This is a genomic window from Streptomyces sp. NBC_01089 (genome assembly GCF_045162975.1).
GTDB lineage: Bacteria > Actinomycetota > Actinomycetes > Streptomycetales > Streptomycetaceae > Streptomyces.
Genome location: NZ_CP108660.1, coordinates 4,781,405 through 4,804,852 on the forward strand (window position 1 = coordinate 4,781,405; position 23,448 = coordinate 4,804,852).

A 23,448-nucleotide genomic window follows, 5' to 3' on the forward strand; every position below is an offset into this window, starting at 1 on the left:
CGGCGGAGTCCAGGGGCGTCGGCGCCAGGAGCGCCCCGCCCCGTCACACCCGCACGCGCAACTTGTCCATGTGAGGGTGGAGTTCGTTCCAGACGCGTTGCCGTGACCGGAAGGACCGTGCCTCGGTGAACAGGAGCGGCGGGTCGAAGGTGTGCAGCTGTGTGCCCCAGCCCTTGGTGAAACGGATCACGGCGGACAGCTGGGCCTCGTCGGCGGCGGGCGCCGTACGCGGGAGGTCCACGAGCCGGGGAAATCTGCGGACCTGGGGGCCGCGTCGCGGAAAGCGTTCGGCTCCGCGCCGGAACTCGGCGGTGGCCTCCGCCGCGAACCGGCGGTACTGCTCCGCATCGCCGGTCACGAGGAGCAGCACGTGCGGTGGGTTGCGCAGGCGTACGGCCTCGCAGAACCGCCATACGTTCTCCGCCTCAGGAACGGCCACCGCGACCACCAGCCACGCATGGACCAAGGCGGCGGACACCATGGGGCGGGTGTCCTCCCCTGGCAGGTCGAGGCGCGCCCACCGGCTGCCGGGCGCGGGGTCGTCCGCCGGGCCGACGGCGACGAATTCCCCGTACCCCGGGAACCACTTCTCGACGGCCCGGTGCGCTCGCTCGTCCCAGCCGGGGAGGCCGGTCTCCGGATGCAGGAGCAGCACGCTCTCCTCGGTGTAGATGTCCTCGGGGGTGCGGGGGCGGCGCCGGTAGGCGGTGGTGCGGCGCAGGGTCATGCGGAACCAGTACACGCCCAGGGCCACGAGCACGGGGCAGGCCCACAGCCACATACGGGTGCCGAGGTGCGCTGCGCCCAGGGGCGTGAAGGCCGCCAGAGCCGTCATTCCGTAGAACCATAGGGACCACTGCCGGTGTACGTAGGACCGCGTCGACTCGGTCTGCGGGGCGGAACGGCTCTCCCGCTTGTCCGGGGGTGCGGCCGGGGCGACATCCGGCGGCAGTATCCGTACCCCCTGGTCGAGTTCCTGTTCACCGGATTCGAGACGTGCTTTGACGTAGCCGTAGAAGAGCAGCAGGGGCAGGGCGATGAAGATGGCCTTGGTGCCGGGGCTCCCGTGCCTGCCCTTGCGTATGAAGTCCGTGTACGGGAGCCAGAGCGAGAGGACCAGGAACATCCAGCGCAGCTGCCGGGGAACTCCCCAGGGCCTCACGGCCCGCCCCGGGAGCCGCAGTTCGAGTCGGGCGATGAAGTCGCGGACCGCCCGTCGCACGGCCAGACGCGGCGAGAGGCGGGCCACCGCGTGTGCGGACCCGGTCAGCGGGGCGAACTCGGGCTCTCGGCCCGCCCCGAACACGATCGCGCCGATGAGAGGGGCACGCCTGGAGCGCCGGGCGGCCCGGGTGGTGGTCCGGGTGGTGGTCCGGGTGATCTCGCGGTGGTCGGGCAGCGTCGGGAGCGGAGGTAATCGGGCGCCCTGTGGGTCGAGTTCGGGGGCGCGCCGGTCCGCGTACGCGGCCGTGAGTCGCCGGAAGCGGTCATAGCTGTCCGGGTCGTCGAGGATGATGAGTACGAGCTGTTCGGCCGGCAGCAGGCGTACCGCTTCCGTGTACTCCCACAGGGTGCCATCGGCAGACTCGTCCGGGCTGATCGACGCCACCATGACGACGAGCCGGGACCGGCGGATCGCTTCGGAGACCGTGGCCCGCCAGTTGTCGTGGGGGAGGTAGAAGCGGGCCGCGCCGAGCCGGGGCAGGGTCTCGCCGGGCTCGCCGACGCTGATCACGCGGCCCAGGCGCAGGAAAGGCAGGATGATGCGCTCCTCCCAGGTGCGCTGGGAGTCCACCGACGCCAGGGCGACCAGCGCCAGCGTCCAGGCCCACACGCCGCGCACCGGCTGGGTGGTGCCCAGGTCCCGGTCACGGCCGAAGGCCCGGAGATACAGCACATAGGTGTGGTCCTCCAGGTGTTCGTGCAGTGCGGCGCCCTTCAAGGGACGCGAGGTCAGGACGCGCCTGGTGTACTGGAGGGTCTGCCGGGACACCGACTCCGCCCTGACCGCCATGAAGAACGCGACCGGCACGACGGCGATCTGCCACCAGACGATCGAATTCCCGGACATGGCCTCGGCGATGGCCGCCAGACCGAGCGCGAGCGCCAGCGCCGCCGTGCAAGTGCCCAGGATGCCGGTCGTCAGCGACAGCCGGAGTCCGTCGTTCTCCTTTTCCCTGTTCTCCTTCATGCTCCCCCGCACAGTGGATGAAAGATGACGGGCATCCACTGTTCCACGTGGCCGGCAGGCGTGTGCGTCAGGTGGTTGTGTCCGGTGTGTGTGCGGGTCCTCGTGGGAAGGCACCCTCTCCCGCTCGCCTACCGGGTGTTGAATGAGGACATGTTCGATCACAAGAAGCTTGGCCGGACCGGGATTTCCGTCGCGCCGCTCTGTCTGGGCGGCAACGTATTCGGCTGGACCGCCGACCAGGAGCAATCGTTCGCCGTGCTCGATGCCTACGCCGCCGCGGGCGGGAACTTCATCGATACCGCGGACTCGTACATCTACCAATTTCCCGGCAATCAGCCCGGACAGTCGGAGACCATCATCGCTGAGTGGCTCTCCGCGCGCGGCAACCGGGACGACATCGTCATCGCCACGAAGGTCGGTGACCACCCGGAGCGCAAGGGTCTCGCGCCCGCCACTATCGAGGCGGCCGTGGACGATTCGCTCCGGCGACTGGGGACCGACCGCATCGACCTGTACTACGCCCACTTCGACGACGAATCCGTGTCGGTCGAGGACGTTGTCACGACGTTCGACGGCCTGGTGCGCGCCGGTAAGGTGCGGGCCCTCGGGGCGTCCAACATCAGCCCGGAACGCCTTGACGCCATGCTGCGGTTCGCCCACCAGGAGGGCCTGGCGGGCTTCCAGGTGCTCCAGCCCCAGTACAACCTCGTCTCCCGTGACACCTACGAGGGCGAACGCCGGGACATCGTCCAGCGGGATGGGCTGGCCTGCGTCCCCTACTTCGCTCTCGCCTCCGGGTTCCTGACCGGCAAGTACCGGCCGGGCCGCCCGGTGGACAACGTGCGCGACATGCCCGGCCTGGCCGGTGGTTACGCGGACAGTGAGCGCGGCACCAGGGTTCTCGCCGCCATGGAAGAGATCGCGCCGGCACACGGCGTACAGCTGGCCACCGTCGCCCTCGCCTGGGTGGCCCAGCAGCCGACCGTGGTCGCGCCGATCGCCTCCGCGCGGGTGGTGGAGCAGGTGCCGGCCCTCGCCGCCCTGGCGGACCTGCGCCTCTCCGATGCCGAACTGCGGTCCCTGGACGCGGCGTCCGCTTGACGGCAGCCGCCCTCGCCTCGATGGCAGCTGCATTCGCCTTGACGGCGGCCGCACTCGCCTCGACGGCAGCCGCCCTCGCCTCGACGGCGGCCGCACTCGCCTCGACGGCAGCCGCGCTCGCCGCCCCCGCCCCCGGTCATGTCCGCGGGCTGATTCCCCGCACGGTCAGGGCGAGCAGGCGGTCCGCCTCGGCGCCCGGGTCCGGGTGATGTTCCGTGGCCAGGGCGATGCCCGTGACCAGTGCGATCAAGTCGCCGATGGTCACGTCCTGCTCCACCGCGCCCGCCTGTGCGGCGCGGTGGAGCAGGGGGCCCGCCGCGGCGGTGAGCTTGGCCGAGCAGGCGTTCACATGCTCCGGACCGTCGGTTCCGGCCGGGGTCAGTGCGTCGGCCATGCCCCGTGCGGAGGTGGCGTACGCGGTGAGCGCTGCCAGCCAGTCCAGCAGCGCGGCGCGGGCGTCGGGTGCGTCGGCCAGTTCGGTGGCGTGGGTGCGCAGGGCCTCGATCCGTTCGCTGAACACCGCGTCGAGGAGCGCGTGCCTGCTGGGGAAGTGGCGTCGCACGGTGGCTGATCCGACTCCGGCGGTGCGGGCGATCTGTTCCAGGGAGGCGTCGGCGCCGTGTGCGGCGACCTCGTCCTCGGCCACGGCGAGGATGCGGGCGTAGTTGCGCCGGGCGTCTGCGCGCTGGACGGTCATCGAGTCATCTCCGGCTTGCTAAGTGGCGGGGCCCTCCGTATCGTACCGAAAGGTAAGTGGCGGGCCTCGCCACTTAGCTGTCCGCGACCGGCCGAGGGGCATCATGACGTCAGAATCCCAGCCAGTACTCGTTGTTGGTGCCACGGGCAGGCAGGGCGGCGCCACCGCCCGCGCCCTGCTCGCGGCGGGCATCCCCGTCCGGGCGCTGGTCCGTGATCCGGGCACCGGGCGGGCCGGGGCCGTCGCGGCGCTGGGTGCCGAGCTGGTCACCGGCGACCTCGACGACCGCGGCTCCGTGGCCCGCGCCGCCGAGGGAACCCGCGCCGTCTTCTCCGTCCAGATGCCCGACATGGACGGACGCGGCTTCGAGGGCGAGGTGGCCCAGGCCGTCCACCTGATCGAGGGCGCGCGGGCTGCCGGGGTACCGCAGTTCGTGCACAGCTCCGTCTCCGGCGCCGGCCGGCATGTCGACTGGGTGAGGGGCCGTTGGGCCTGGATGGAGCCGTACTACACCGCGAAGGCCGGCATCCAGGACCGGGTGCGCACGGCCGGCTTCACACACTGGACGCTCATCAAACCGGGCTACTTCATGGAGAACTTTCTCCCCGCCGAGAAGATCATGTTCCCCCGTGGTGTGGACGGCGGCCTGGTGAGCCTCCTGAAGCCCGCGACCCGGCTCTCCCTCGTGGCGGTCGACGACATCGGCAGGGCCGCAGCCGCGGCCATCGCCGCACCGCAGCGGTTCGACGGAGTCGAGCTGGAGCTGGCGAGTGAGGTCCTGACGATGGCGGAGATCGCCGACATCCTCTCCCGCAGTCTGGGGGCCGGGCTGACGGCACCCGACATGACCGAGGAGGAGGCGAGTGCCGCCGGAATGCCCGGCATGGGCTTCGCGCAGGCGCACATCAACGAACACGCTCAGCCCGCCCGTCCGGAATACGCACGGGCCCTCGGCATCCCCCTCACCCCCTTCGTCGAATGGGCCGGAGAGCATCTGCGGGCCGCGACCTGACGCCGGCGGGGTCCGGGTTACGGAAAGACGGCCGGCCGGGGAGGGGAACAAGCCAAGCCCGCCCCGGGTGCTCCCACCCGCGCCCCTCGCCGCCCCCGGCACGCGGTACCTTCAGCCGGGACCGGGACGGTCCCCGTACCCCGCCCCACAGAGGAGCACAAGCCGTGATCGTGGAAGCGACAGACGCAGCCGACCCCTTCGGGACGGCACGCCTGAGGCGTGGTGTGCTCGATGCCTGGGCCACCACCCCCGCCCGGTTCCGCGAGGACGCCAACGCCGAGGAGGATCTCGCGCTGGGCGGCTACCGCGACCGCCTCGTCGTCGAACTCGCCCAGAACGCCGCCGACGCGGCCGCCCGCGCCGGCGTGCCGGGCCGGTTCCGGCTCACCCTGCGGCCGGGCGAGGGTGACGCCCCCGCCGTGCTCGTCGCCGCCAACACCGGCGCCCCGCTGGACGCCACCGGCGTCGAGTCGCTGAGTACGCTCCGCGCCTCGGCCAAGCGCACCGAGGCCGACACCCACGCGGCCGTCGGCCGTTTCGGCGTCGGCTTCGCCGCCGTCCTCGCGGTGAGCGACGAGCCGGCGGTCGTCGGCCGGCACGGCGGCGTCCGGTGGTCACTCGCCGAGGCCCGCGAGCTGGCGGCCGAAGCGGCCCGCACCCAGGCATCCGGTACGGCGTCCGATACGTCATCCGATACGTCATCCGGTACGGCGGTCCGCACCACGGCCGGACAGCCGGACACGGCACCCGGCGGCCTCGCCGACGAACTGCGCCGCCGCGAGGGACACGTACCGCTGCTGCGTCTCCCGCTGCCCGCCGAAGGCACCGCCCCCGACGGGTACGACACCGTCGTCATCCTCCCGCTGCGCGACGCGGGCGCCGATGACCTGGCCCGGCGGCTCGTCGCCTCGGTCGACGACGCGCTGCTGCTGACCCTGCCCGGCCTCGCCGAGATCGTGATCGAGACCCCGGACGGCGTCCGCACCCTGACCCGTTCGGAACACGGGGCGTACGTCCACATCGACGACAGCGCTTCGGGCGGCGGAATCCACCGCTGGCGCACCGTCGCGCACCACGGTCCGCTGGAGCGCGCCCTGCTCGCCGACCGGCCCGTCGAGGAGCGGCTGCGCCCGCACTGGTCGGTCACCTGGGCCGTCCCGGTCGACGGCGACGGCGCCCCCGTGCGCCCCGGCACCGCCCCCGTCGTCCACGCGCCCACCCCGACCGACGAACCGCTCGGTGTGCCCGCGCTGCTCATCGCCTCGCTGCCGCTGGACACCGCCCGCCGCCACCCCGCGCCGGGCCCGCTCACGGACTTCCTCGTGCAGCGCGCGGCGGATGCGTACGCCGAGCTGCTCGGCGGCTGGGAGCCCGTATCGGTCGCCACCATCGACCTGGTGCCCGGCCCGCTCGGCAAGGGCGAACTCGACGGCGCACTGCGGGCCGCGATCCTGGAGCGGCTGCACCGGGTGGCGTTCCTCGCGCCCGCCGCGCCCCTGGAGGACGTGACCGGCGAATCCGAAGAGGAGAGCGGCACGCGCCGCCAGGCCCTGCGCCCCTTCGAGGCCGAAGTCGTCGAGGGTGCGGGCGACGACACCGTACGGGTGCTGGCCGAAGTGCTGCCGACGCTGCTGCCCGCCGGGCTCGAACGCCGCGCCGAGCTGCGCACCCTGGGCGTCGGCCGGCTGCCGCTCGGCGACGCCATCGACCGGATCGGCGGCGCCGAACGCGCACCGTCCTGGTGGCGCCGGCTGTACGAGACGCTGGCCGGGGTCGACCCGGACCGGCTCTCGGGGCTGCCCGTGCCGCTCGCGTCGGGACGTACCGCCGTCGGCCCCCGGCAGGTCCTGCTGCCGCTGGCCGACACCCCCGCCGACCTGGCCCGCCTCGGCCTGAAGGTCGCCCACCCGGACGCCGCGCACCCCCTCCTGGAGAAGCTGGGCGCCCTGCCCGCCACCCCGCGGGCGGTCCTGACGACCCCGCAGGTGCGGGCGGCGGTCGCCGCCTCGATGGACGCCGGGGAGATCTGGTACGACGACGAGGACCAGGGGGCGCTGGGCGCCGACGACCTCGCCGATGTGGTGCTGGCGCTCGTACGGGAGGCGGAGCTTGAGCCCGGCGACGAGCCCTGGCTCGCCGCGCTGGCCCTCCCCGACGAGGACGGCGAGACCGTGCCTGCCGGTGAACTGGTGCTGCCCGGCAGCCCGTTCGCCGAGATCATGCACGAGGGCGAACTGGCCCTCTGCGACACCGAACTGGCCGAGCGCTGGGGCGAACAGCCGCTGACCGCCTGCGGGGTGCTCGCCACCTTCGCCCTGGTCCGCACCACGGACGTCGTCCTCGACCCCGATGAACTCGAACCGCGCGAGGGCGATTTCGCCGAGCCGGACGACGCCGGGCTGCTCGACGCGGTGGATGTCTGGTGCGAGGACGTGCTGGACCAGCTGGAGCAGGGCCCGGTGCCACCGGTCGCGACGGAGATCGTCGCCGTACGGGATCTGGAACTGGTCGACGACGACAAGTGGCCGCAGGCCCTCGCACTGCTCTCCCGCCCGCCGCTGCGGGACGCCCTGACCCAGCCGGTGCGGGTGCTGCTGCCGGACGGTACGACCGAATCCGTACGCTCGTACACCGCCTGGTGGCTGCGCGGCCACCCGGTGCTCGGCGGCCGGCGCCCGGCCGGGCTGCGGGCCGCGGGCGGTGACCCGCTGCTGGCCGGTCTCTACGACGAGGCGGACGCGACCGGCTTCGAGGACGAGCAGGTGCTGCGCGCCCTGGGCGTACGGACGTCCGTGGCCGCCCTGCTGGACGAGCCGGGCGGCGCGGCCGAGCTGCTGACCCGGCTGGCCGACCCGGACCGCGCGGTGTCGGCACGCCAACTGCACGCGCTGTACGGCGAGCTGGCCCGGCTCGACCCGGAACAGGTGACGCTCCCTGACGAGTTGCGGGCTGTGGTGGACGGTGAGGTACGGGTGGTGGACGCGGCCGACGCGCTGGTTGCCGACGCCCCCGACCTGCTCCCGCTCACATCCGGGGCCGCGCTGCTCCCGGTGGCCCCCGACCGGGCGGCCGAGCTGGCCGAACTGCTCCAGGTCGGGCGGCTGAGCGAGAGCGTGGAGGCCGAGGTGACGACGGCGGGGGACGAGCACCAGGTCCCGGACGCGGTCCGCGCGCTGCTCGGGCCGAGCACTCCGCGTACGTACATCGAGCACGAGGAGCTGCTCGCGAACGGCGTCGAACTGGACTGGCACCGCACCCGTGACGGGGTGCTGCACGCGGCCACCCTGGAGGGGGTGGCGGCGGGGCTCGCCTGGGCGGCGGGGCAGTGGCCGCGCCGCTTCGAGGTGGCGGCACTGATCGAGGACCCGTCGCGCACGGAGGAACTGGAGCGGGACCGCTGGTTCGACTGAGCGGCCGATGAGTTCTGGTCCTTCCGGCGGTCTGCACTCTCGGGGCCGCCTTGCGCGGCCATGTGGCCGACTTCGTCCCCCGCGCACCCGTCCCGGCCGTATACGTGCCACCGTGGCCGCCGTCACCGGCGCCCTGGCTCTCTCCGCTCTCGTCGTTCCGGCCGCCGCCCAGGCGGACGGGGCTCATGGCGTGGGTGCCGTGGGCGCTGCCCGCTCCGTGTTCAGGACCGCGCCCTTCGGCGCGAAGGCCCTCTCCCGGGCCGCAGTTGACACCCGTATCACCAGCGTGACCGTGAACGGCGGCAAGGACATCGTCCTCGGCACCACGGTCGCGAAGACCATCACGGCGAGCGTCACGGCCACCGACAGCTCCGGTATCCAGGACGCTGTCGTCTTCCTCTGGCACGGCAGCAACATCGACACCGACGTCGACGGCTACCTGGGCCCGCAGGTGGACGAGAACACCACCCAGGTCTCCAAGTGCACCAAGGTGAACGCCACCACGTCCACCTGCAAGGTCTCCTTCAAGGTGGACCCGCGCTCGCAGAACGACCTGTAGAAGAACAGCCTCGCCGGCACGTGGAAGGTCTACGCCGCCGCTCTCGCCAAGGACGGCGGCTCGGTCGACAGCGCGGCGTTCAAGTCCCAGCACGTGCAGCGCGCTTCGACCCAGACGGTCAACGCGGCCCCCGAGCCGGTGAAGAAGGGCAAGACCATCACGGTCACCGGCAAGCTGGCCCGTGCCAACTGGGAGACGTACAAGTACCAGGGCTACGTCGGCCAGCCGGTCAGGCTGCAGTTCCGCAAGAAGAACAGCAACACCTACACCACCCTCAAGACGGTGAAGACGAACAGCACCGGAAACCTGAAGACGACCGTCAAGGCGGTCGAGGACGGCTACTGGCGCTACAACTTCGCCGGAACGACCACGACTCCGGCGGCCATCGCCACCGGTGACTTCGTCGACGTGAAGTAGCACCGCCCGCCGGCCCGCCCGCAGCGGCAGCATCCAGCGCTGCGGGCGTGCGTGCCCGCCGGTTCAGCCCGGGTAGCGGCGGTCCACCCACCGCCAGACCAGCTCGATGCCCACCGACGCGACCGCCGCGATCGCCACGCCCAGCCACGGCATGGGCGCCCCCACCAGCTTCAGCGCGAAGAAGTGCTGGAGCGCCGGGACCACCATCACCAGCAGGAACGCCCCGGCCATCGCCAGCACCAGGCAGATGCGCCACCACGTGTACGGGCGGGCGATGATCGCCAGGACCCACATCGAGACCAGGAACAGGGTCAGGGTCGCGACGCTCGTCTCGGCGTCCAGGGACCCGGCCCCCACGTAGTAGTGCCGGGCGATCATGTACGCCACGAAGGTGGCGACCGCGGCGATGGTGCCGCACGGGATCGAGTACCGCAGCACCCGCCGTACGAAGTGCGGTTTCGCGCGCTCCTTGTTCGGGGCCAGGGCGAGGAAGAACGCCGGAATGCCGATCGTCAGCGTGGAGAGCATGGTCAAGTGCCGTGGCAGGAACGGGTACTCGATCTGGAAGCAGGACACCAGGATCGCGAGCAGCACCGAGTAGACCGTCTTGACCAGGAAGAGTGTCGCGACCCGGGTGACGTTCCCGATGACGCGGCGGCCCTCGGCGACGACCGAGGGCAGCGTCGCGAAGCTGTTGTTGAGCAGCACGATCTGGGCGACCGCCCGCGTCGCCTCCGAGCCCGATCCCATGCTCACGCCGATGTCGGCGTCCTTGAGGGCCAGTACGTCGTTGACGCCGTCCCCGGTCATCGCGACCGTGTGACCGCGCGACTGGAGCGCCGCGACCATGTCGCGCTTCTGCTGCGGCGAGACCCGGCCGAAGACCGAGTGGGAGTCCAGGGATTCGGCCATCGCCTCCCGGTCCGCGGGCAGCTGCCGGGCGTCGACGGTGTCGGTGGCGCCGTCCAGCCCCAGCTTCGCGGCCACCGCTCCGACCGACACCGCGTTGTCACCGGAGATCACCTTGGCGGCGACGTTCTGGTCGGCGAAGTACGCCAGGGTGTCCGCCGCCTCGGGCCGCAACCGCTGTTCGAGCACCACCAGCGCGGTGGGGCGCGCCCCGGCCGTCACGGGGTCGTGAACCGTACCTGCGCTGCCTGCGCTGCCTGGAGCGGTACTCCTGTCCGTACCCGTACCCGTACCCGTACCCGTACCCGTATCCCTGTCCGGGCCGCCGTCGTCTTCGTCGGCGTCCCCGGGGCCGCCCTCCGCGTCGTCGATGCTGCCCGCCGCGCGTGCCAGGAGCAGCACCCGCAGCCCCTCCTCGTTCAGCCGGCCGACCTCCCGCAGCGCCGGGTCCCCCTCCGGCAGCAGCACATCGGGCGCCCCGAGCAGCCAGGCCGACGACTCGCCGTCGCCCTCGCCGAAGGCGGCCCCGCTGTACTTGCGGGCCGACGAGAAGGGCAGCGCGCGGGTGCAGCGCCAGCCCGAGGTGTCCGGGTAGGCGTCGACGACCGCCTGGAGGCTGGCGTTCGGCCGTGGGTCGGACGCGCCAAACGCCCCGAGCACCTGCCGTACGTACGTCTCGTCCGCCCCGCCCAGCAGCCGGTGCCCGGTGACGTTCATACCGCCCTCGGTCAGCGTCCCCGTCTTGTCCAGGCACACCACGTCGACCCGGGCGAGCCCCTCGATGGCGGGGAGTTCCTGCACCAGGCACTGCTTGCGGCCGAGCCGGATGACGCCGATGGCGAAGGCGATCGAGGTGAGCAGGACGAGCCCCTCGGGGATCATCGGGGTGATCCCGCCGACGGTCCTGGCGATGGAGTCCTTGAGGTCGTGCCGCTCGTGCACCAGCTGGCTGATGATGAGCCCGGCGGCGGTCGGCACCATCATCCAGGTCACGTACTTGAGGATGGTGGAGATACCGCTGCGCAGCTCGGAGTGGACGAGCGTGAAGCGGGACGCCTCGTCGGCGAGCTGCGCCGCGTACGCCTCCCGGCCGACCCGGGTGGCGGTGAAGGCCCCACCGCCCGCGACGACGAAACTGCCCGACATCATCGGGTCGCCCGGCTTCTTGTGCACCGGGTCGGCCTCACCGGTGAGCAGCGACTCGTCGATCTCCAGGCCCTCGGCCTCTACGGTCTCGCCGTCCACGACGACCTTGTCGCCCGGGCCCAGTTCGATGAGGTCGCCGAGGACCAGGTCGGAGGTGGAGACCTCGTCCGCGGTCCCGTCGCGCCGTACGGTCGGCTTGGCCTCGCCGATCACGGCCAGTCCGTCGAGGGTCTTCTTGGCGCGGTGCTCCTGGATGATGCCGATGCCGGTGTTGGCGATGATCACGTAGCCGAAGAGGCTGTCCTGGACCGGCGCGACGAACAGCATGATCAGCCAGAGCACACCGATGATCGCGTTGAACCGGGTGAAGACGTTGGCCCGGACGATGTCGGCGGTGGACCGGCTGGACCGTACGGGGACGTCGTTGACCTGGCCGTTGGCGACTCGTTCGGCTACTTCGGCGGTGGTCAGCCCGGTCGCCCGGGCGGGGCGCGGCAGCTCGACGGGGTGGACGGGGTCGAGTTCGGCCCCCGCGTCGATATACGGCCCTTGCGTCATGGATCCGACGTTAAGGCCAGAACCGCACGTTTACCCGGTGAGATACCGGAAGATCAGCCCTCGGGAGGAGAGGGGACAGGACGGTGCTCGTCCTGAGGCCGTACGGACCCGGAGGCGGACCCTGGGGGTCTCCTCAGGTGCCGCTGTCCGGTCCAGAGTCCGTCTGCTCGGCGTCCGTCCGCTCGGCGTTCGCCTGCTCCGCGTTCGCCTGGGCGGCCGCGCGCTTGAGTGCCGCGTCGCGTCCCCGTACGTACCAGACCCCGACGAGCCCGAGTGCGCCGCCGGCCGCGCAGGTCCAGAGCCACCACAGGTGTCCGTGGTCGTCGAACCAGCCGTAGAAGGGCAGCTGCACCACGAAGAGGACGAACCAGATGATCGTGCCGCCGGTGATGGTGGCGACGACGGGCCCCTCCAGGGGTTCGGGTGCCTCATGTACGGGTGTCCACTTCGCCATGGCCGACAGTCTATGCGGGGGAACGCCGGCCGTTGCCGGGCCAGGTGGCCCAAGGCTCTACGCGCGGAGATAGCGATCTTCGACTTATGTATTCATACTGAAACGGCTTTCGATTGGCTCGTTCCTTTCGTTTAAACGTCCAAATATGGCCGTTTCTCATCACATGACATTTGAGGTCGCGCGCATGTCACCCTCGGCCACCGCTCCGGTCGACGCTGTTCCACCATCGCCATCCGGCGGGCCGCAGAATGCCTTTGACCGCTATTTCAAGATCACCGAGCGCGGTTCGAGCGTCGCCCGGGAGATCCGCGGCGGCTTCGCGACCTTCTTCGCGATGGCCTACATCATCGTGCTGAACCCGATCATCCTCGGCAGTGCACACGACATGAACGGCCACCAGCTCAACGGCGGCCAGCTGGTCACCGCCACCGTGCTGACCGCCGCCTTCTCCACGCTGCTCATGGGCGTCATCGGCAATGTGCCGATCGCGCTGGCGGCCGGACTCGGTGTGAACACCGTCGTCGCCCTCCAGCTCGCGCCCCGGATGACCTGGCCGGACGCCATGGGCATGGTCGTCCTGGCGGGCATCGTCGTGATGCTGCTCGTCGCCACGGGGCTGCGGGAACGCGTGATGAACGCCGTGCCGCTCAGCCTGCGCAAGGGCATCGCGATCGGTATCGGCTTCTTCATCCTGCTGATCGGCCTGGTCGACTCGGGCTTCGTCTCCCGTGTCCCGGACGCCGCGCACACCACGGTGCCGCTCCAGCTCGGCTCGGACGGCCATCTGCACGGCTGGCCGGTGCTGATCTTCGTGGTCGGTGTGCTGCTGACGCTGGCGCTGCTCGTCCGCAAGGTCTCCGGCGCGATCCTGATCTCCATCGTCGCGATGACGATCGCCGCGGTGATCGTCGACGCTGTCGCCACGGTCCCCGACTGGGGTCTGACCACCCCGAAGTGGCCCGGCAACCCGGTGGCGTCGCCGGACTTCGGCCTGGTCGGTCAGGTCAGCCTGTTCGGCGGCTTCCACAAGGTCGGCGTGCTGACCGGCATCCTGTTCGTCTTCACCGTGCTGCTCTCGTCGTTCTTCGACGCCATGGGCACCATCCTCGGTGTCGGCGACGAGGCGAAGCTGACGCGGCCGGACGGCACCTTCCCCGGTATCAACCGGGTGCTGTTCGTGGACGGCGTCGCGGTCGCGGCGGGCGGTGCGACCTCGTCGTCCGCCAACACCTGCTTCGTGGAGTCCACCGCGGGGGTCGGCGAGGGCGCACGTACCGGGCTCGCGAGCATCGTGACCGGGCTGCTCTTCACGGTGGCGCTGTTCCTCACGCCGGTGGCGACCATGGTGCCCTCGCAGGCGGCCACCCCGGCGCTTCTCGCGGTCGGCTTCCTGATCCTGGCCGGCTCGGTCAAGGACATCGACTGGTCCGACTTCACCATCGCGATTCCGGCGTTCCTGGCGATGGTGATGATGCCGTTCACCTACTCGATCACCAACGGCATCGGGATCGGCTTCATCTCCTTCACCGTCCTGCGGATCGCCATCGGGCGCTGGCGCGAGGTGCCGGCCGCGATGTACATCGTGTCGGCGGTCTTCGTCTTCTACTACGCGATGCCGGCTCTCGGCCTCACCTGATGCCCGTGGCCGCCCCGCGCCAGGGCGGCTACGTACGCCCGTAGAACTTCTCCGTCTCGTCGACGGCGGACTTGAACCGCTCGTCGAAGTCGTCGCGAATGAGCGTCCGGACCACATAGTCCTGGACGCTCATTCCGCGTTTGGCGGCGTGGTTCCGGAGACGGTGGAGCAGTTCCCCGTCTATGCGCAGGCTGAGCACAGTCGATGCCATACCCGCCAGGGTCGGCTGCCCGACGGCCGCCGCGCGTCACTTTCGCGCCTCGTCTCACTCGTACGGGTGATGTCGCTCACCGGATGGCATACTCGGTTGGTCTTTAGCATAGGTAATGAGTTACGCTAACGAACATGCCTGACCTTTCACCCGCCGACAAGGCTGCTGCCGTCGACTCACTGCGCTCCACCGTGATGCGCCTGAGCCGCAGGCTCAAGCACCAGCGCGTCGACGAGTCCCTGAGCCCGACCGAGATGTCGGTCCTGGGCACCCTGCACCGCTGCGGCTCCGCCACCCCGGGTGAGCTGGCCCGCAAGGAGCATGTGCAGCCGCCGTCGATGACCCGCATCGTGGCGCTCCTGGAGGCGAAGGGCCTGGTCAGGCTCGAACCGCACCCCGACGACCGCAGACAGAAGGTCGTCAGGCAGACGGAGGAGGCGCAGGCGATGCTCGTGGAGAGCCGCCGCCGCCGCAACGTCTGGCTGGCCGAGCTGGCCGAAGGGCTGAACGAGGACGACTGGGAGAAGCTGCGCGCTGCTGCCCCCGTCCTGGAGAAACTCGCCCAGCTCTGACCCTTGTACGCGGTCGCCCCGGTGACCTTGTCTACGCCCAGGAGGCGACCACTGTTGAGTACGGGACCCGGAGCAGACTCCGCCCCCGCACCGCAAGAAACTGCTACCCGGACCTCGATGTTCAGCTCGTTGAAGGTCCGTAACTACCGGCTGTTCGCCAGCGGGGCCGTCGTATCCAATACGGGCACCTGGATGGCGCGTATCACCCAGGACTGGCTGGTCCTGAGCATCACGGGATCGTCCGCTGCCGTCGGTATCACGACGGCCATGCAGTTCCTGCCGATGCTGCTCTTCGGTCTGTACGGCGGAGTCATCGCCGACCGCTTCTCGAAGCGGAAGCTGCTCTTCTGCACTCAGGGCGCGATGAGCATCGGCGGCCTCTTCCTCGCCGCGATGACCCTCACGGGCAACGTCCAGGTGTGGCACGTCTATGTGACCGCCTTCTTCACCGGCCTGGTCACCGTCATCGACAACCCGACCCGGCAGTCCTTCGTCTCCGAGATGGTCGGCCCGGACCAGGTCCGCAACGCCGTCAGCCTCAACTCGGCGAACTTCCAGTCCGCCCGGCTCATCGGCCCCGCCGTCGCGAGTGGACTCACCGCGGCCGTCGGCCCCGGCTGGGCGTTCCTCGCCAACGGCCTCTCCTTCCTCGCCCCGCTCACCGGACTGCTGCTGATGCGCAGCAGCGAGCTGCACCACACGCAGCGCACCCCGCGCGGCAAGGGCCAGCTCCGCGAGGGCCTGAACTACGTCTCCAAGCACCCCGATCTGATCTGGCCGATCGTCCTGGTCGGCTTCGTGGGCACCTTCGGGTTCAACTTCCCCATCTGGCTCAGCGCGTTCGCCGACGACACGTTCCACGGCGGCGTCGGGATGTACGGCCTCTTCAACACACTGATGGCCATCGGCTCGCTGGTCGGAGCCCTGCTGGCGGCCCGGCGCGGCACGTCCCGGCTGCGCATCCTGGTCGGAGCCGCGATCGCCTTCGGCGCTCTCCAGGTGATCACCGCCTGGTCCCCGTCGATCTGGATGTTCGTCCCGCTGATCACGGTGATCGGCATCCTGGGCCTGACGGTCAACGTCACCGCCAACTCCTCGGTCCAGATGGGCACCGAACCGGAGATGCGGGGCCGCGTGATGAGCCTGTTCATGATGGTCTTCACCGGCGGTACACCGCTGGGCGGCCCGCTCTTCGGCTGGCTGACCGACTCGTACGGCGTCCGCGTGAGCTTCACGCTGGGTGGCGCGATCTGCGCACTGGCGGCGATGGGCGTCGGCCTGATGCTGGCCCGCGCGGCCAACCTCCGCCTGGAGGTCGACCTCAGGCGCGGCCGCAGGCACGTGGGCTTCGTCCCGCGCGAACAGCTCGCCACGGCGGCGTGAGCCGCGGGCTGCGCGGCACGGTACGGGCTGCGCGGCACGGGCGGCACGGGCTGCGCGGGCGGTTTCACCGGCGGGCCGGGGCAGAAAGCCCCGGCCCGCCGGTGTTGTGCTGCCGGTCCCAGCCGCTCAGTCGCTCGGCCGCTCAGTTGCTCGGGCCGCTCAGGCTCAGTCGCGGGGGAAGTCGGCGGTCTCCAGGGTGAGGCCGACGGCGGTTCCGGTCAGGTCGATGGGGTAGCCGAAGTCGAGCGTGACCGTGCCGTGGTACTCGTCGTCCTTCGGCAGGGTGTGCAGCTGCCACCTGCCGGTGTACGGGTCGACGATGACGTACACGGGAACACCGGCGGTGGCGTAGGTGGCCTTCTTGGGCCCGTAGTCGTTGGCGGCGGTGTTCTTGGAGATCACCTCGGCGACGAACTCGATGTCCTGGTAGCGCCAGTGCCCTTCTCGTCCTTGACGGCCCCCTCCACGAGAGCCACGACGTCCGAGGCGAAGCCGTTCAGCAGCCCGGGAAAGTCGATACGCACATCGGACTTCACCCGCTGACGGGGGTAGACGGTGCGCAGCTGATCGTAGATATCCGCGATGATGTCCCAGTGCGTGTCGCGCTGCGGTGACATGAAAATGTTCCCCCCGACAATCTCGACCTTGAATCCCTCGGGGGTCGGCTCAAGCCACTCGAACATCGAGTCCAGAGTGCGCTCGTCGCTGGTGTCGGCCATCGCGATCCTTCAGTCGGCTCAGTCGCGGGGGAAGTCGGCGGTCTCCAGGGTGAGGCCGACGGCGGTTCCGGTCAGGTCGATGGGGTAGCCGAAGTCCAGCGTGACCGTGCCGTGGTACTCGTCGTCCTTCGGGTACGTGAAGACATGGCAGGCCCCCGAGTACGGGTCCGCGATCAGATACACGGGGACCTCGGCGGCGGCGTACGCGGCCTTCTTCGGACCGTAGTCGTTGGCGGCCGTGCCCTCCGAGATCACCTCGGCGATCAGCTCGACGTCCTGGTAGCGCCAGCGCCCCCGCGCGTCCTTCGTCGCGTCGGCCCGCAACTTCGCCACGTCGGGGGCGAAGCCGTTCAGATGGCCGGGGAAGTCGATGCGGACGTCGGAGGTGACCTTGACGTCCATCCCGTATGCGTCCTCCAGCGCCCGCACGATCCTGCGGATGATCTGCCAGTGCGCGTCCCGTTGCGGCGACATGTGGATGGTTCCCCCGACAATCTCTACGTGGTAGCCCTCGGGGACGGACTCCACCTGCTCGAAGAGCAGGTCCAGACTGTCGGCCATCTCGATCCTGTCGTCGACGACGGTCATGGTGGCGCTCCTCCCCACTGCCGCAGGGTGCGGGCAGTCGCGCGGTACAACGATACGCACGGTGACCGGGATGCGCCGGAAACGGGCCACTGGCCCATCCGCCACCGGTCACGCGGTACGTCCAGGTGACCCGGACGTACCGCGTGACCCGGGACACTGGTCCGCATGAGGCTTTTCGTGGCGCTGCTGCCCCCGCAGGAGGCGGTCCTTCAGCTCGGGGCGCTGGTCGACCGGGCGCGGGCGCTGCCCGGCGCCGGGCAGCTGCGGTGGACCGAGCGGTCCGGCTGGCACTTCACGCTCGCCTTCCTGGGCGAGGTGGACGACGCTCTCGTCCCCGCCCTGGAGGCGCGGCTCGCGCTCACCGCCGGCGAGTACGCGGCCTTCCCGCTGCGTATCGCCGGTGGCGGCCGGTTCGGGGACCGGGCGCTGTGGGCGGGCGCCGGCGGGGGCGTGGAGGCGGCGGGGCGGCTGGCCGCCGGGGTGGAGGCGGCTGCGGCGGAGGCGGGCGTACCGGTGGGGCGTGAGCACCCGTACGTGCCGCATCTCACCCTCGCCCGCGGTGACGGCCGCACCGGACTCGGCCCGTACGCGGAGGCCCTGGCCGGCTTCGTGAGCAGCCCGTGGGCCGTGCGGGAACTGGCGCTTGTGCGGAGCGGGCGGCAGCCACGGTACGAGGTGGTCGCCGCCTGGCCGCTGGGGCCCGGCAAGTAACCTCGGAGCGTGGACCCGAAAACCAGGAACCGGATCATGGCCGGTGTGCTCGTGCTGCTGTTCGTCGTCGTCGCGGTGGCGGCCGCCGTCGGACAGTGACGGCGGCCGCCCGCGTGCGGCGCTGAGAGCCGCCTACCAGGCGAACGCCTCCGGTGACGGGCCAGGACCGGGGAAGATCTCCTCGACCCCGGACACCACCGCCTCCGGCAGCTCGAGATCGATCGCGCGCAGCGCCGAATCCAGCTGGTCGGACGTACGCGGACCGACGATCGGGCCCGTCACACCCGGCCGGGTCAGCAGCCAGGCCAGACCGGCCTCGCCCGGTGCGAGACCGTGCTTGTCGAGCAGGTCCTCGTACGCCTGGATCTTCGCCCGTACGGCCTGGTCGGCGAGCGCGTCCGCCGAACGGCCCGACGAGCTGCGCCCTGTGCTGCCGTCCCGCTCCTTGCGGATCGCCCCGCCGAGCAGCCCGCCGTGCAGCGGCGACCACGGGATGACCCCCAGGCCGTACTCCTGCGCGGCCGGGATGACCTCCATCTCCGCGCGGCGCTCCATCAGGTTGTAGATGCACTGCTCGCTGACGAGCCCGACCGAGCCGCGGCGGGCGGCCAGTTCGTTCGCCTGCGCGATCTTGTAGCCGGAGAAGTTCGACGAGCCGGCGTAGAGGACCTTGCCCTGCTGGATCAGGACGTCGATCGCCTGCCAGATCTCCTCGAACGGAGTGTTCCGGTCCACGTGGTGGAACTGGTAGAGGTCGATGTGATCCGTCTGGAGCCGCTTCAGCGAAGCCTCGACGGAACGGCGGATGTTGACCGCGGAGAGCTTGTCGTGGTTGGGCCACGCCTCGGGCGAGGAGCCCATGTTCCCGTACATCTTGGTGGCGAGCACGACCTTGTCGCGCCGCTCACCGCCCTTGGCGAACCAGGTGCCGAGGATCTCCTCGGTCCGGCCCTTGTTCTCGCCCCAGCCGTAGACATTCGCGGTATCGAAGAAGTTGACGCCCGCGTCCAGCGCGGAATCCATGATCGTGTGGCTGTCGGTCTCGGTGGTCTGGGGCCCGAAGTTCATCGTGCCGAGGACCAGTCGGCTGACCTTGAGTCCGGTGCGTCCAAGCTGCGTGTACTTCATGGGCCTCAGCCAACCGCTTGGAGTGTGCTCGAATCAAGGACGCGCGGGCCATCCGGGGTGGGGCGACTGCGTGCCGGGGCCAGGGCAGTCGCAGACGGGCGGCCGGGTGCGCCGGGGCCGCCAGGGCGTGCGCAGGCGGGCGGCCGGGTGCCGGTCCGCCAGGGCGGTCGTCGGAAGGTCGCTTCAGCGTGCGGGCTGCTGGGGCGCGGTCCGGAGTACTTCCTTTGCGTGGGCGTTCCACTCGCGGAGGGTGTCGGACAGGGGTATGCAGCCGGGCATCAGCAGAGAGTCGCGGCGGTGGAGGACGGTCTTCGCCTCCGGCTCGCGGTTCAGCTTCTTCCAGCGCGCCAGTTCGTCCGGGTTCATGGCTGTCTGTGCCGGGTCGGTGGTCAGGAGCCGCTCGACCTGTCCCGCGAGTCTGAGGAACTCGTGGTAGAGGGTGCTGCGCTCTTCGGCCTTCCCCATGCTTTCCTCACAGTTGGATCAGTGAACTCGCATTCTGTTCACACTATCCGCACATGGGTTCGGTGCGAAGGGGGGCCCGCCTCTCGCTGCCGCTGCGGTGCCCGAAAGGCGCCGGAAAGGTGCCCATGGGCCCCTCGGGGCCCGGCCGTTGTGTGAAGGAACACCCGGCGGCGGGGGCGGGTCGTTGCGCCGGGAGCTGCCTCAAGGTACTCCTGCGACCTGTGAGTTGAAGTGCCCCTGCCGGTGGGTGGTGGGCGGTTGTGCTGGGGTGCAGGAGAGAGGGACCACACAGTGAGTGAATGGCGACTGCCCGAGACATTCCGCAGCACTTCGGGCGATATTCGATGGAACCATCTGGGATCACCGGACCACGATCCGGTCGTCCTCCTCCACGGCACGCCCTTCTCCTCGTACGTCTGGCGCGCCGTCGCCCGTGCACTCGCCCGCCGCCACCAGGTGTTCGTGTGGGACATGCTCGGTTACGGGGCGTCGGAGATGTCGGCCGGTCAGGATGTCTCGCTGGCCGCCCAGGGCCGGGTCTTCACCGAACTGCTGGCCCACTGGGGGCTGGACGAACCGCTCGTGGTGGCCCATGATTTCGGCGGTGCTGTGTCGCTGCGGGCACATCTGCTGCACGGCGCCCGCTACCGCGCGCTCGCCCTGGTCGACCCGGTCGCGCTGGCGCCGTGGGGCTCCCCGTTCTTCCGGCTGGTCGGCGCACACGCCGAGGTCTTCGGGCAACTGCCGCCCGCGCTCCACCAGGCCCTGGTGCGCGAGTACGTGAGTTCCGCCAGCAGCCCCGGACTGCACCCGGCCGTCCTCGACCGCCTGGTGCAGCCGTGGCTCGGTGACCCCGGCCAGGGCGCCTTCTACCGGCAGATCGCCCAGGCCGACGAGCGCTACACCGACCAGGTGCAGGGCCGGTACGGCGAGATCGGCGTCCCGACACTGGTGTGCTGGGGCGAGGAAGACACCTGGATCCCCGCGACGAAGGGCCGGGAACTCGCCGCCCGCATCCCTGGCGCACGCCTCGAACCGATCCCGGGCGCGGGCCACCTCGTACAGGAGGACGCCCCCGCGGAACTCACGGCCGCGCTGCTGGCCTTCATCCAGCGGCAGCAGCCGAGCTGACGCGGCGCGCGGTGCGGCGCGGCGCATGGTGTTGACCTCAAGCGTGGTTGAGGGGAAAAGATCGCACCATGACGAACCAAGCGGATTACGTCGAAATCACCACACTCATCAGCGCCTACTTCCGCACTTTGGACGACCGGGAGTTCGCGGAGGGCTGGGCCCGTGCCTACTTCACCGACGACGTGCGGACGGTGACCCCGCTCGGCACGTCCCGGGGCAGCGAGATCGAGCAGCACACACAGGAGGCGATCGAGCGCTACGCCCGTACGCAGCACATGTCTTCGGACGTCCTGGTCAGGACCGACGCCGCTTCGGGAAGGAACACGGCGTCATGGAACGCCCTGATGAGGCATGTGCACCACGACTCGACCCTGCAAGCACGGGGCGCGGACGCCCAGCCCGTCTTCACGGTGGGCGGCGTCTTCCGGGCCGAGCTGCGGCGTACGCCGGACGGCTGGCGCATCGCGCACCTGAACATCGCCGTGACCTGGACCACGGGAACGCCACCTGATCTGCCGGGGGTTACCCGGACGGCGGGGGCGTGAGGAGTCTGTGGATCACGGACTGATGAATCAACGGGGCATCAGGGCAGGTGCCAGCTCTCGCCACTCATGATCCGGCAGCGCGGCCGGATCAGCTGTGAGCACCTGCAGGCACACGTGGTCGGCGCCCGCATCGAGGTGCTGCTGAACGCGTCGGCGTATCGATTCCGTGTCCCGCGCCCTGAGCTGTGCGGTCCTGGAGGACGCGGAATCCACACCCACGCGGGGCGGGTGAATGAGCAGTCCTCTGTCATCGTGGCGCCATGGGCGAACTGGTGGAGCGGGTCGACGGACAGGACCGGGTGGTGGCCGTTGTCGACCGGGCGGAGGCGATTCGGCGGGGATGGCCGCACCGTGTCGCGACGATCGTGTGCCGGGACGGCGAGGGCCGGATCCTCGTGCACCGCCGCCCGGAGCACGCTTCGCGCTTCCCGGGGCAGTTCAACTGGATGCTCGGTGGGGCCGTCGGGGTCGGCGAGTCGTACGAAGCGGCTGCGGCGAGGGAGTTGGCGGAGGAGCTGGGTGTACGGGCCGCTCCGCGTTTCGTGCTGAAGTTTCTGTGCTCCGGGGCGATCAGCCCGTACTGGCTCGGGCTGCACGAGGTCGTCGTCACGACACCCGTACGGCCCGACGCGCGCGAAGTCGCCGGGCCCTACTGGGTGACTGAGTCCGAACTCGCCGACCTGGTGGGCCGCGAGGGCTTCGTCCCGGACGCCCGCGAGGCGTATGACCGGTACGGGTCCCTGGGGGCTTCTCAGGTCAGGCGCCTGCTGGGGAATCAGGGTCCGTTGTGACCCGTGGCTTCTTCGTCAGGGCGTCCGAGGCTTGAGCGTTTGAGTACCGCTGTCGGTGTCGGAGTCCCCGACGTACCACTTCCCGTTGATCTTGTCCGCTTCCGCCTTGAACGTGAAGGTCTTCGGGTCCACATTGTGCGAGCGGGACAGCAGGATCTTCCGCAGCGGCTGTCCGTCGATCATGACCTTGGCCGCCGGGACGACCGCCTTGTCGCCCTGCGGGGTGGGCGCGTCGACCTTCACCTTCGGGCGACCGGAGGCGTTCTTCGGTGTGAACGCCTTGCTCATGGACTTCAGGCCGACAGCCATCTGCTGCGTGGTCGACGCGTCGCACATCTGCGGGGTCGTGGCCTTCGGCGGCTCCGAGCCCTTGCCCGGCACGGAGGAGAGCCGGCAGACCCGCTTCGCGTCCTGCTGGATGACCGCGTCCACCCAGGCGCCGACGGCGGAGGACACAGTGGACTGGTCGTCCGCCTGTGCACCGGAGCCGCCGTCCGACGGAGCGCCGGAGCTGTCCGATGCGCCGGAGTTGTCCGATGCGCTGGGGGAGGGGCTGCTGCTGTCGTGCGAGGCGGAAGAGGAGTGTGCGTGCGCATCGCCCGAGCACGCCGCGAGGAGCGGCGCCGCCGTCAGCAGGGTGGCCGCAGCGGCCCAGCCCATGACCTTCTTGCGGGACTCTGGTCGTGCCATGACTGTCTACTTCCTTACGCGTGGGGTGTCCTGGTCGGCTTCCTGCGGGCGGGCCGCAGGGGTACGGAGGGGATCGGTCGGTGTAGGACGGGGTGAGTTCGTAGGTCTTGCCGCCCTGGTCCTCCGTGCAGGCGAAGCCCACGATCTTCCCGTGCTTCTGCAAAGCGTTGCCCGGGTCGGTGCAGTCCTGAAGGGTGCCGTTCCCCTGGTGGATGTCCGCTAGTAGATGTCCGCGCCCTGCCGGGGCGTCGCCTGAGCCACTCCTGCGGCGACGCCGGAGAACGCCAGGATGCTCGCGCCGACGACTGCGGCCTTCTTCAAGGTCTTGTGAATTGTTCGCTCCCTTTCGCCTGAGGGCTCGTACGCCGGAAGGCGCACGGCCGCCGTGGTGCTGGATGCGGGGCGCCGCACGATTCCGCCTTGC

19 protein-coding genes and 3 pseudogenes are annotated in these 23,448 nt (G+C 70.4%); 11 read left to right on the forward strand and 11 right to left on the reverse strand.

The window, feature by feature from the left end:
- Positions 1–43: 43 nt before the first annotated feature.
- A complete protein-coding gene (locus tag OG510_RS21495; RefSeq protein WP_406138836.1) occupies positions 44–2,191 on the reverse strand; it encodes a hypothetical protein in 2,148 nt (715 codons plus the stop codon).
- Between the two features lie 150 nt (positions 2,192–2,341).
- Between OG510_RS21495 and OG510_RS21500 the strand changes: the two genes are divergently transcribed.
- The gene (locus OG510_RS21500) at positions 2,342–3,292 is read left to right on the forward strand and encodes an aldo/keto reductase (protein WP_406138838.1); all 951 of its coding nucleotides are present in this window, start codon (positions 2,342–2,344) and stop codon (positions 3,290–3,292) included.
- 136 nt (positions 3,293–3,428) lie between these two features.
- Here OG510_RS21500 and OG510_RS21505 read toward each other — a convergent pair whose 3' ends face one another.
- Positions 3,429–3,989 carry a TetR/AcrR family transcriptional regulator gene (locus OG510_RS21505; RefSeq protein WP_406138840.1) on the reverse strand — a complete coding sequence of 187 codons (561 nt, stop codon included), beginning with the start codon at positions 3,987–3,989 and terminating at the stop codon, positions 3,429–3,431.
- 103 nt (positions 3,990–4,092) lie between these two features.
- Here OG510_RS21505 and OG510_RS21510 point away from each other — a divergent pair, with 103 nt between their 5' ends.
- From OG510_RS21510 to OG510_RS21520, 3 genes and pseudogenes are all read left to right on the forward strand, one after another.
- Positions 4,093–5,001 carry an NmrA family NAD(P)-binding protein gene (locus OG510_RS21510; RefSeq protein WP_406138842.1) on the forward strand — a complete coding sequence of 303 codons (909 nt, stop codon included), beginning with the start codon at positions 4,093–4,095 and terminating at the stop codon, positions 4,999–5,001.
- A gap of 170 nt (positions 5,002–5,171) precedes the next feature.
- Entirely contained in the window at positions 5,172–8,411 is a 3,240-nt protein-coding gene (locus OG510_RS21515) for a sacsin N-terminal ATP-binding-like domain-containing protein (RefSeq protein ID WP_406138844.1), read from the forward strand.
- 112 nt (positions 8,412–8,523) lie between these two features.
- Positions 8,524–9,387: pseudogene (locus OG510_RS21520) on the forward strand (DUF5707 domain-containing protein).
- A 63-nt stretch (positions 9,388–9,450) separates the two neighbouring features.
- Here the strand turns inward: OG510_RS21520 and OG510_RS21525 are convergent.
- Both OG510_RS21525 and OG510_RS21530 read right to left on the reverse strand, forming a co-directional pair.
- Complete coding sequence (locus OG510_RS21525; protein WP_406138846.1) at positions 9,451–12,000, reverse strand: cation-translocating P-type ATPase; 2,550 nt, start codon at positions 11,998–12,000, stop codon at positions 9,451–9,453.
- 133 nt (positions 12,001–12,133) lie between these two features.
- Complete coding sequence (locus OG510_RS21530) at positions 12,134–12,454, reverse strand: DUF2530 domain-containing protein (RefSeq protein ID WP_406138848.1); 321 nt, start codon at positions 12,452–12,454, stop codon at positions 12,134–12,136.
- Between the two features lie 184 nt (positions 12,455–12,638).
- On the opposite strand from OG510_RS21530, the gene OG510_RS21535 reads away from it, so the two are divergent.
- The gene (locus OG510_RS21535) at positions 12,639–14,090 is read left to right on the forward strand and encodes an NCS2 family permease (RefSeq protein WP_164266714.1); all 1,452 of its coding nucleotides are present in this window, start codon (positions 12,639–12,641) and stop codon (positions 14,088–14,090) included.
- A 28-nt stretch (positions 14,091–14,118) separates the two neighbouring features.
- Here OG510_RS21535 and OG510_RS21540 read toward each other — a convergent pair whose 3' ends face one another.
- Positions 14,119–14,301: a ribbon-helix-helix protein, CopG family gene (locus OG510_RS21540; RefSeq protein ID WP_164266715.1), complete on the reverse strand. Its 183-nt coding sequence runs from the start codon at positions 14,299–14,301 to the stop codon at positions 14,119–14,121.
- A 134-nt stretch (positions 14,302–14,435) separates the two neighbouring features.
- Between OG510_RS21540 and OG510_RS21545 the strand changes: the two genes are divergently transcribed.
- Both OG510_RS21545 and OG510_RS21550 read left to right on the forward strand, forming a co-directional pair.
- Positions 14,436–14,873, forward strand: coding sequence for a MarR family winged helix-turn-helix transcriptional regulator (locus tag OG510_RS21545; RefSeq protein ID WP_164266716.1), 438 nt, complete (start codon positions 14,436–14,438; stop codon positions 14,871–14,873).
- Positions 14,874–14,927: 54 nt separating this feature from the next.
- On the forward strand, positions 14,928–16,256 hold the full coding sequence (locus tag OG510_RS21550) for an MFS transporter (RefSeq protein ID WP_406138851.1): 1,329 nt from the start codon (positions 14,928–14,930) through the stop codon (positions 16,254–16,256).
- A 165-nt stretch (positions 16,257–16,421) separates the two neighbouring features.
- Here the strand turns inward: OG510_RS21550 and OG510_RS21555 are convergent.
- Positions 16,422–16,975: pseudogene (locus tag OG510_RS21555) on the reverse strand (Uma2 family endonuclease).
- Between the two features lie 18 nt (positions 16,976–16,993).
- Positions 16,994–17,563, reverse strand: coding sequence for a Uma2 family endonuclease (locus OG510_RS21560; RefSeq protein ID WP_406138853.1), 570 nt, complete (start codon positions 17,561–17,563; stop codon positions 16,994–16,996).
- A 165-nt stretch (positions 17,564–17,728) separates the two neighbouring features.
- Here OG510_RS21560 and thpR point away from each other — a divergent pair, with 165 nt between their 5' ends.
- Positions 17,729–18,274, forward strand: coding sequence for an RNA 2',3'-cyclic phosphodiesterase (gene thpR, locus OG510_RS21565; protein WP_406138855.1), 546 nt, complete (start codon positions 17,729–17,731; stop codon positions 18,272–18,274).
- Positions 18,275–18,406: 132 nt separating this feature from the next.
- On the opposite strand, the gene OG510_RS21570 is transcribed toward thpR, so the two are convergent.
- Entirely contained in the window at positions 18,407–19,402 is a 996-nt protein-coding gene (locus tag OG510_RS21570) for an aldo/keto reductase (protein ID WP_406138857.1), read from the reverse strand.
- A gap of 183 nt (positions 19,403–19,585) precedes the next feature.
- Positions 19,586–19,867 carry a hypothetical protein gene (locus OG510_RS21575; protein ID WP_406138859.1) on the reverse strand — a complete coding sequence of 94 codons (282 nt, stop codon included), beginning with the start codon at positions 19,865–19,867 and terminating at the stop codon, positions 19,586–19,588.
- 291 nt (positions 19,868–20,158) lie between these two features.
- Between OG510_RS21575 and OG510_RS21580 the strand changes: the two genes are divergently transcribed.
- Both OG510_RS21580 and OG510_RS21585 read left to right on the forward strand, forming a co-directional pair.
- Complete coding sequence (locus OG510_RS21580) at positions 20,159–20,998, forward strand: alpha/beta fold hydrolase (protein WP_406138861.1); 840 nt, start codon at positions 20,159–20,161, stop codon at positions 20,996–20,998.
- Between the two features lie 68 nt (positions 20,999–21,066).
- Complete coding sequence (locus tag OG510_RS21585; RefSeq protein WP_406138863.1) at positions 21,067–21,543, forward strand: nuclear transport factor 2 family protein; 477 nt, start codon at positions 21,067–21,069, stop codon at positions 21,541–21,543.
- A 27-nt stretch (positions 21,544–21,570) separates the two neighbouring features.
- Here the strand turns inward: OG510_RS21585 and OG510_RS21590 are convergent.
- Positions 21,571–21,714, reverse strand: a pseudogene (locus OG510_RS21590) (LLM class F420-dependent oxidoreductase); the annotation flags it as partial.
- 89 nt (positions 21,715–21,803) lie between these two features.
- Between OG510_RS21590 and OG510_RS21595 the strand changes: the two are divergent.
- Positions 21,804–22,334 (forward strand): NUDIX domain-containing protein, encoded by a 531-nt coding sequence (locus tag OG510_RS21595; protein WP_406138865.1) that lies wholly within the window; start codon positions 21,804–21,806, stop codon positions 22,332–22,334.
- Positions 22,335–22,349: 15 nt separating this feature from the next.
- Here the strand turns inward: OG510_RS21595 and OG510_RS21600 are convergent, their stop codons facing one another.
- Positions 22,350–23,024 (reverse strand): hypothetical protein, encoded by a 675-nt coding sequence (locus OG510_RS21600; protein ID WP_406138866.1) that lies wholly within the window; start codon positions 23,022–23,024, stop codon positions 22,350–22,352.
- Positions 23,025–23,448: the final 424 nt, after the last annotated feature.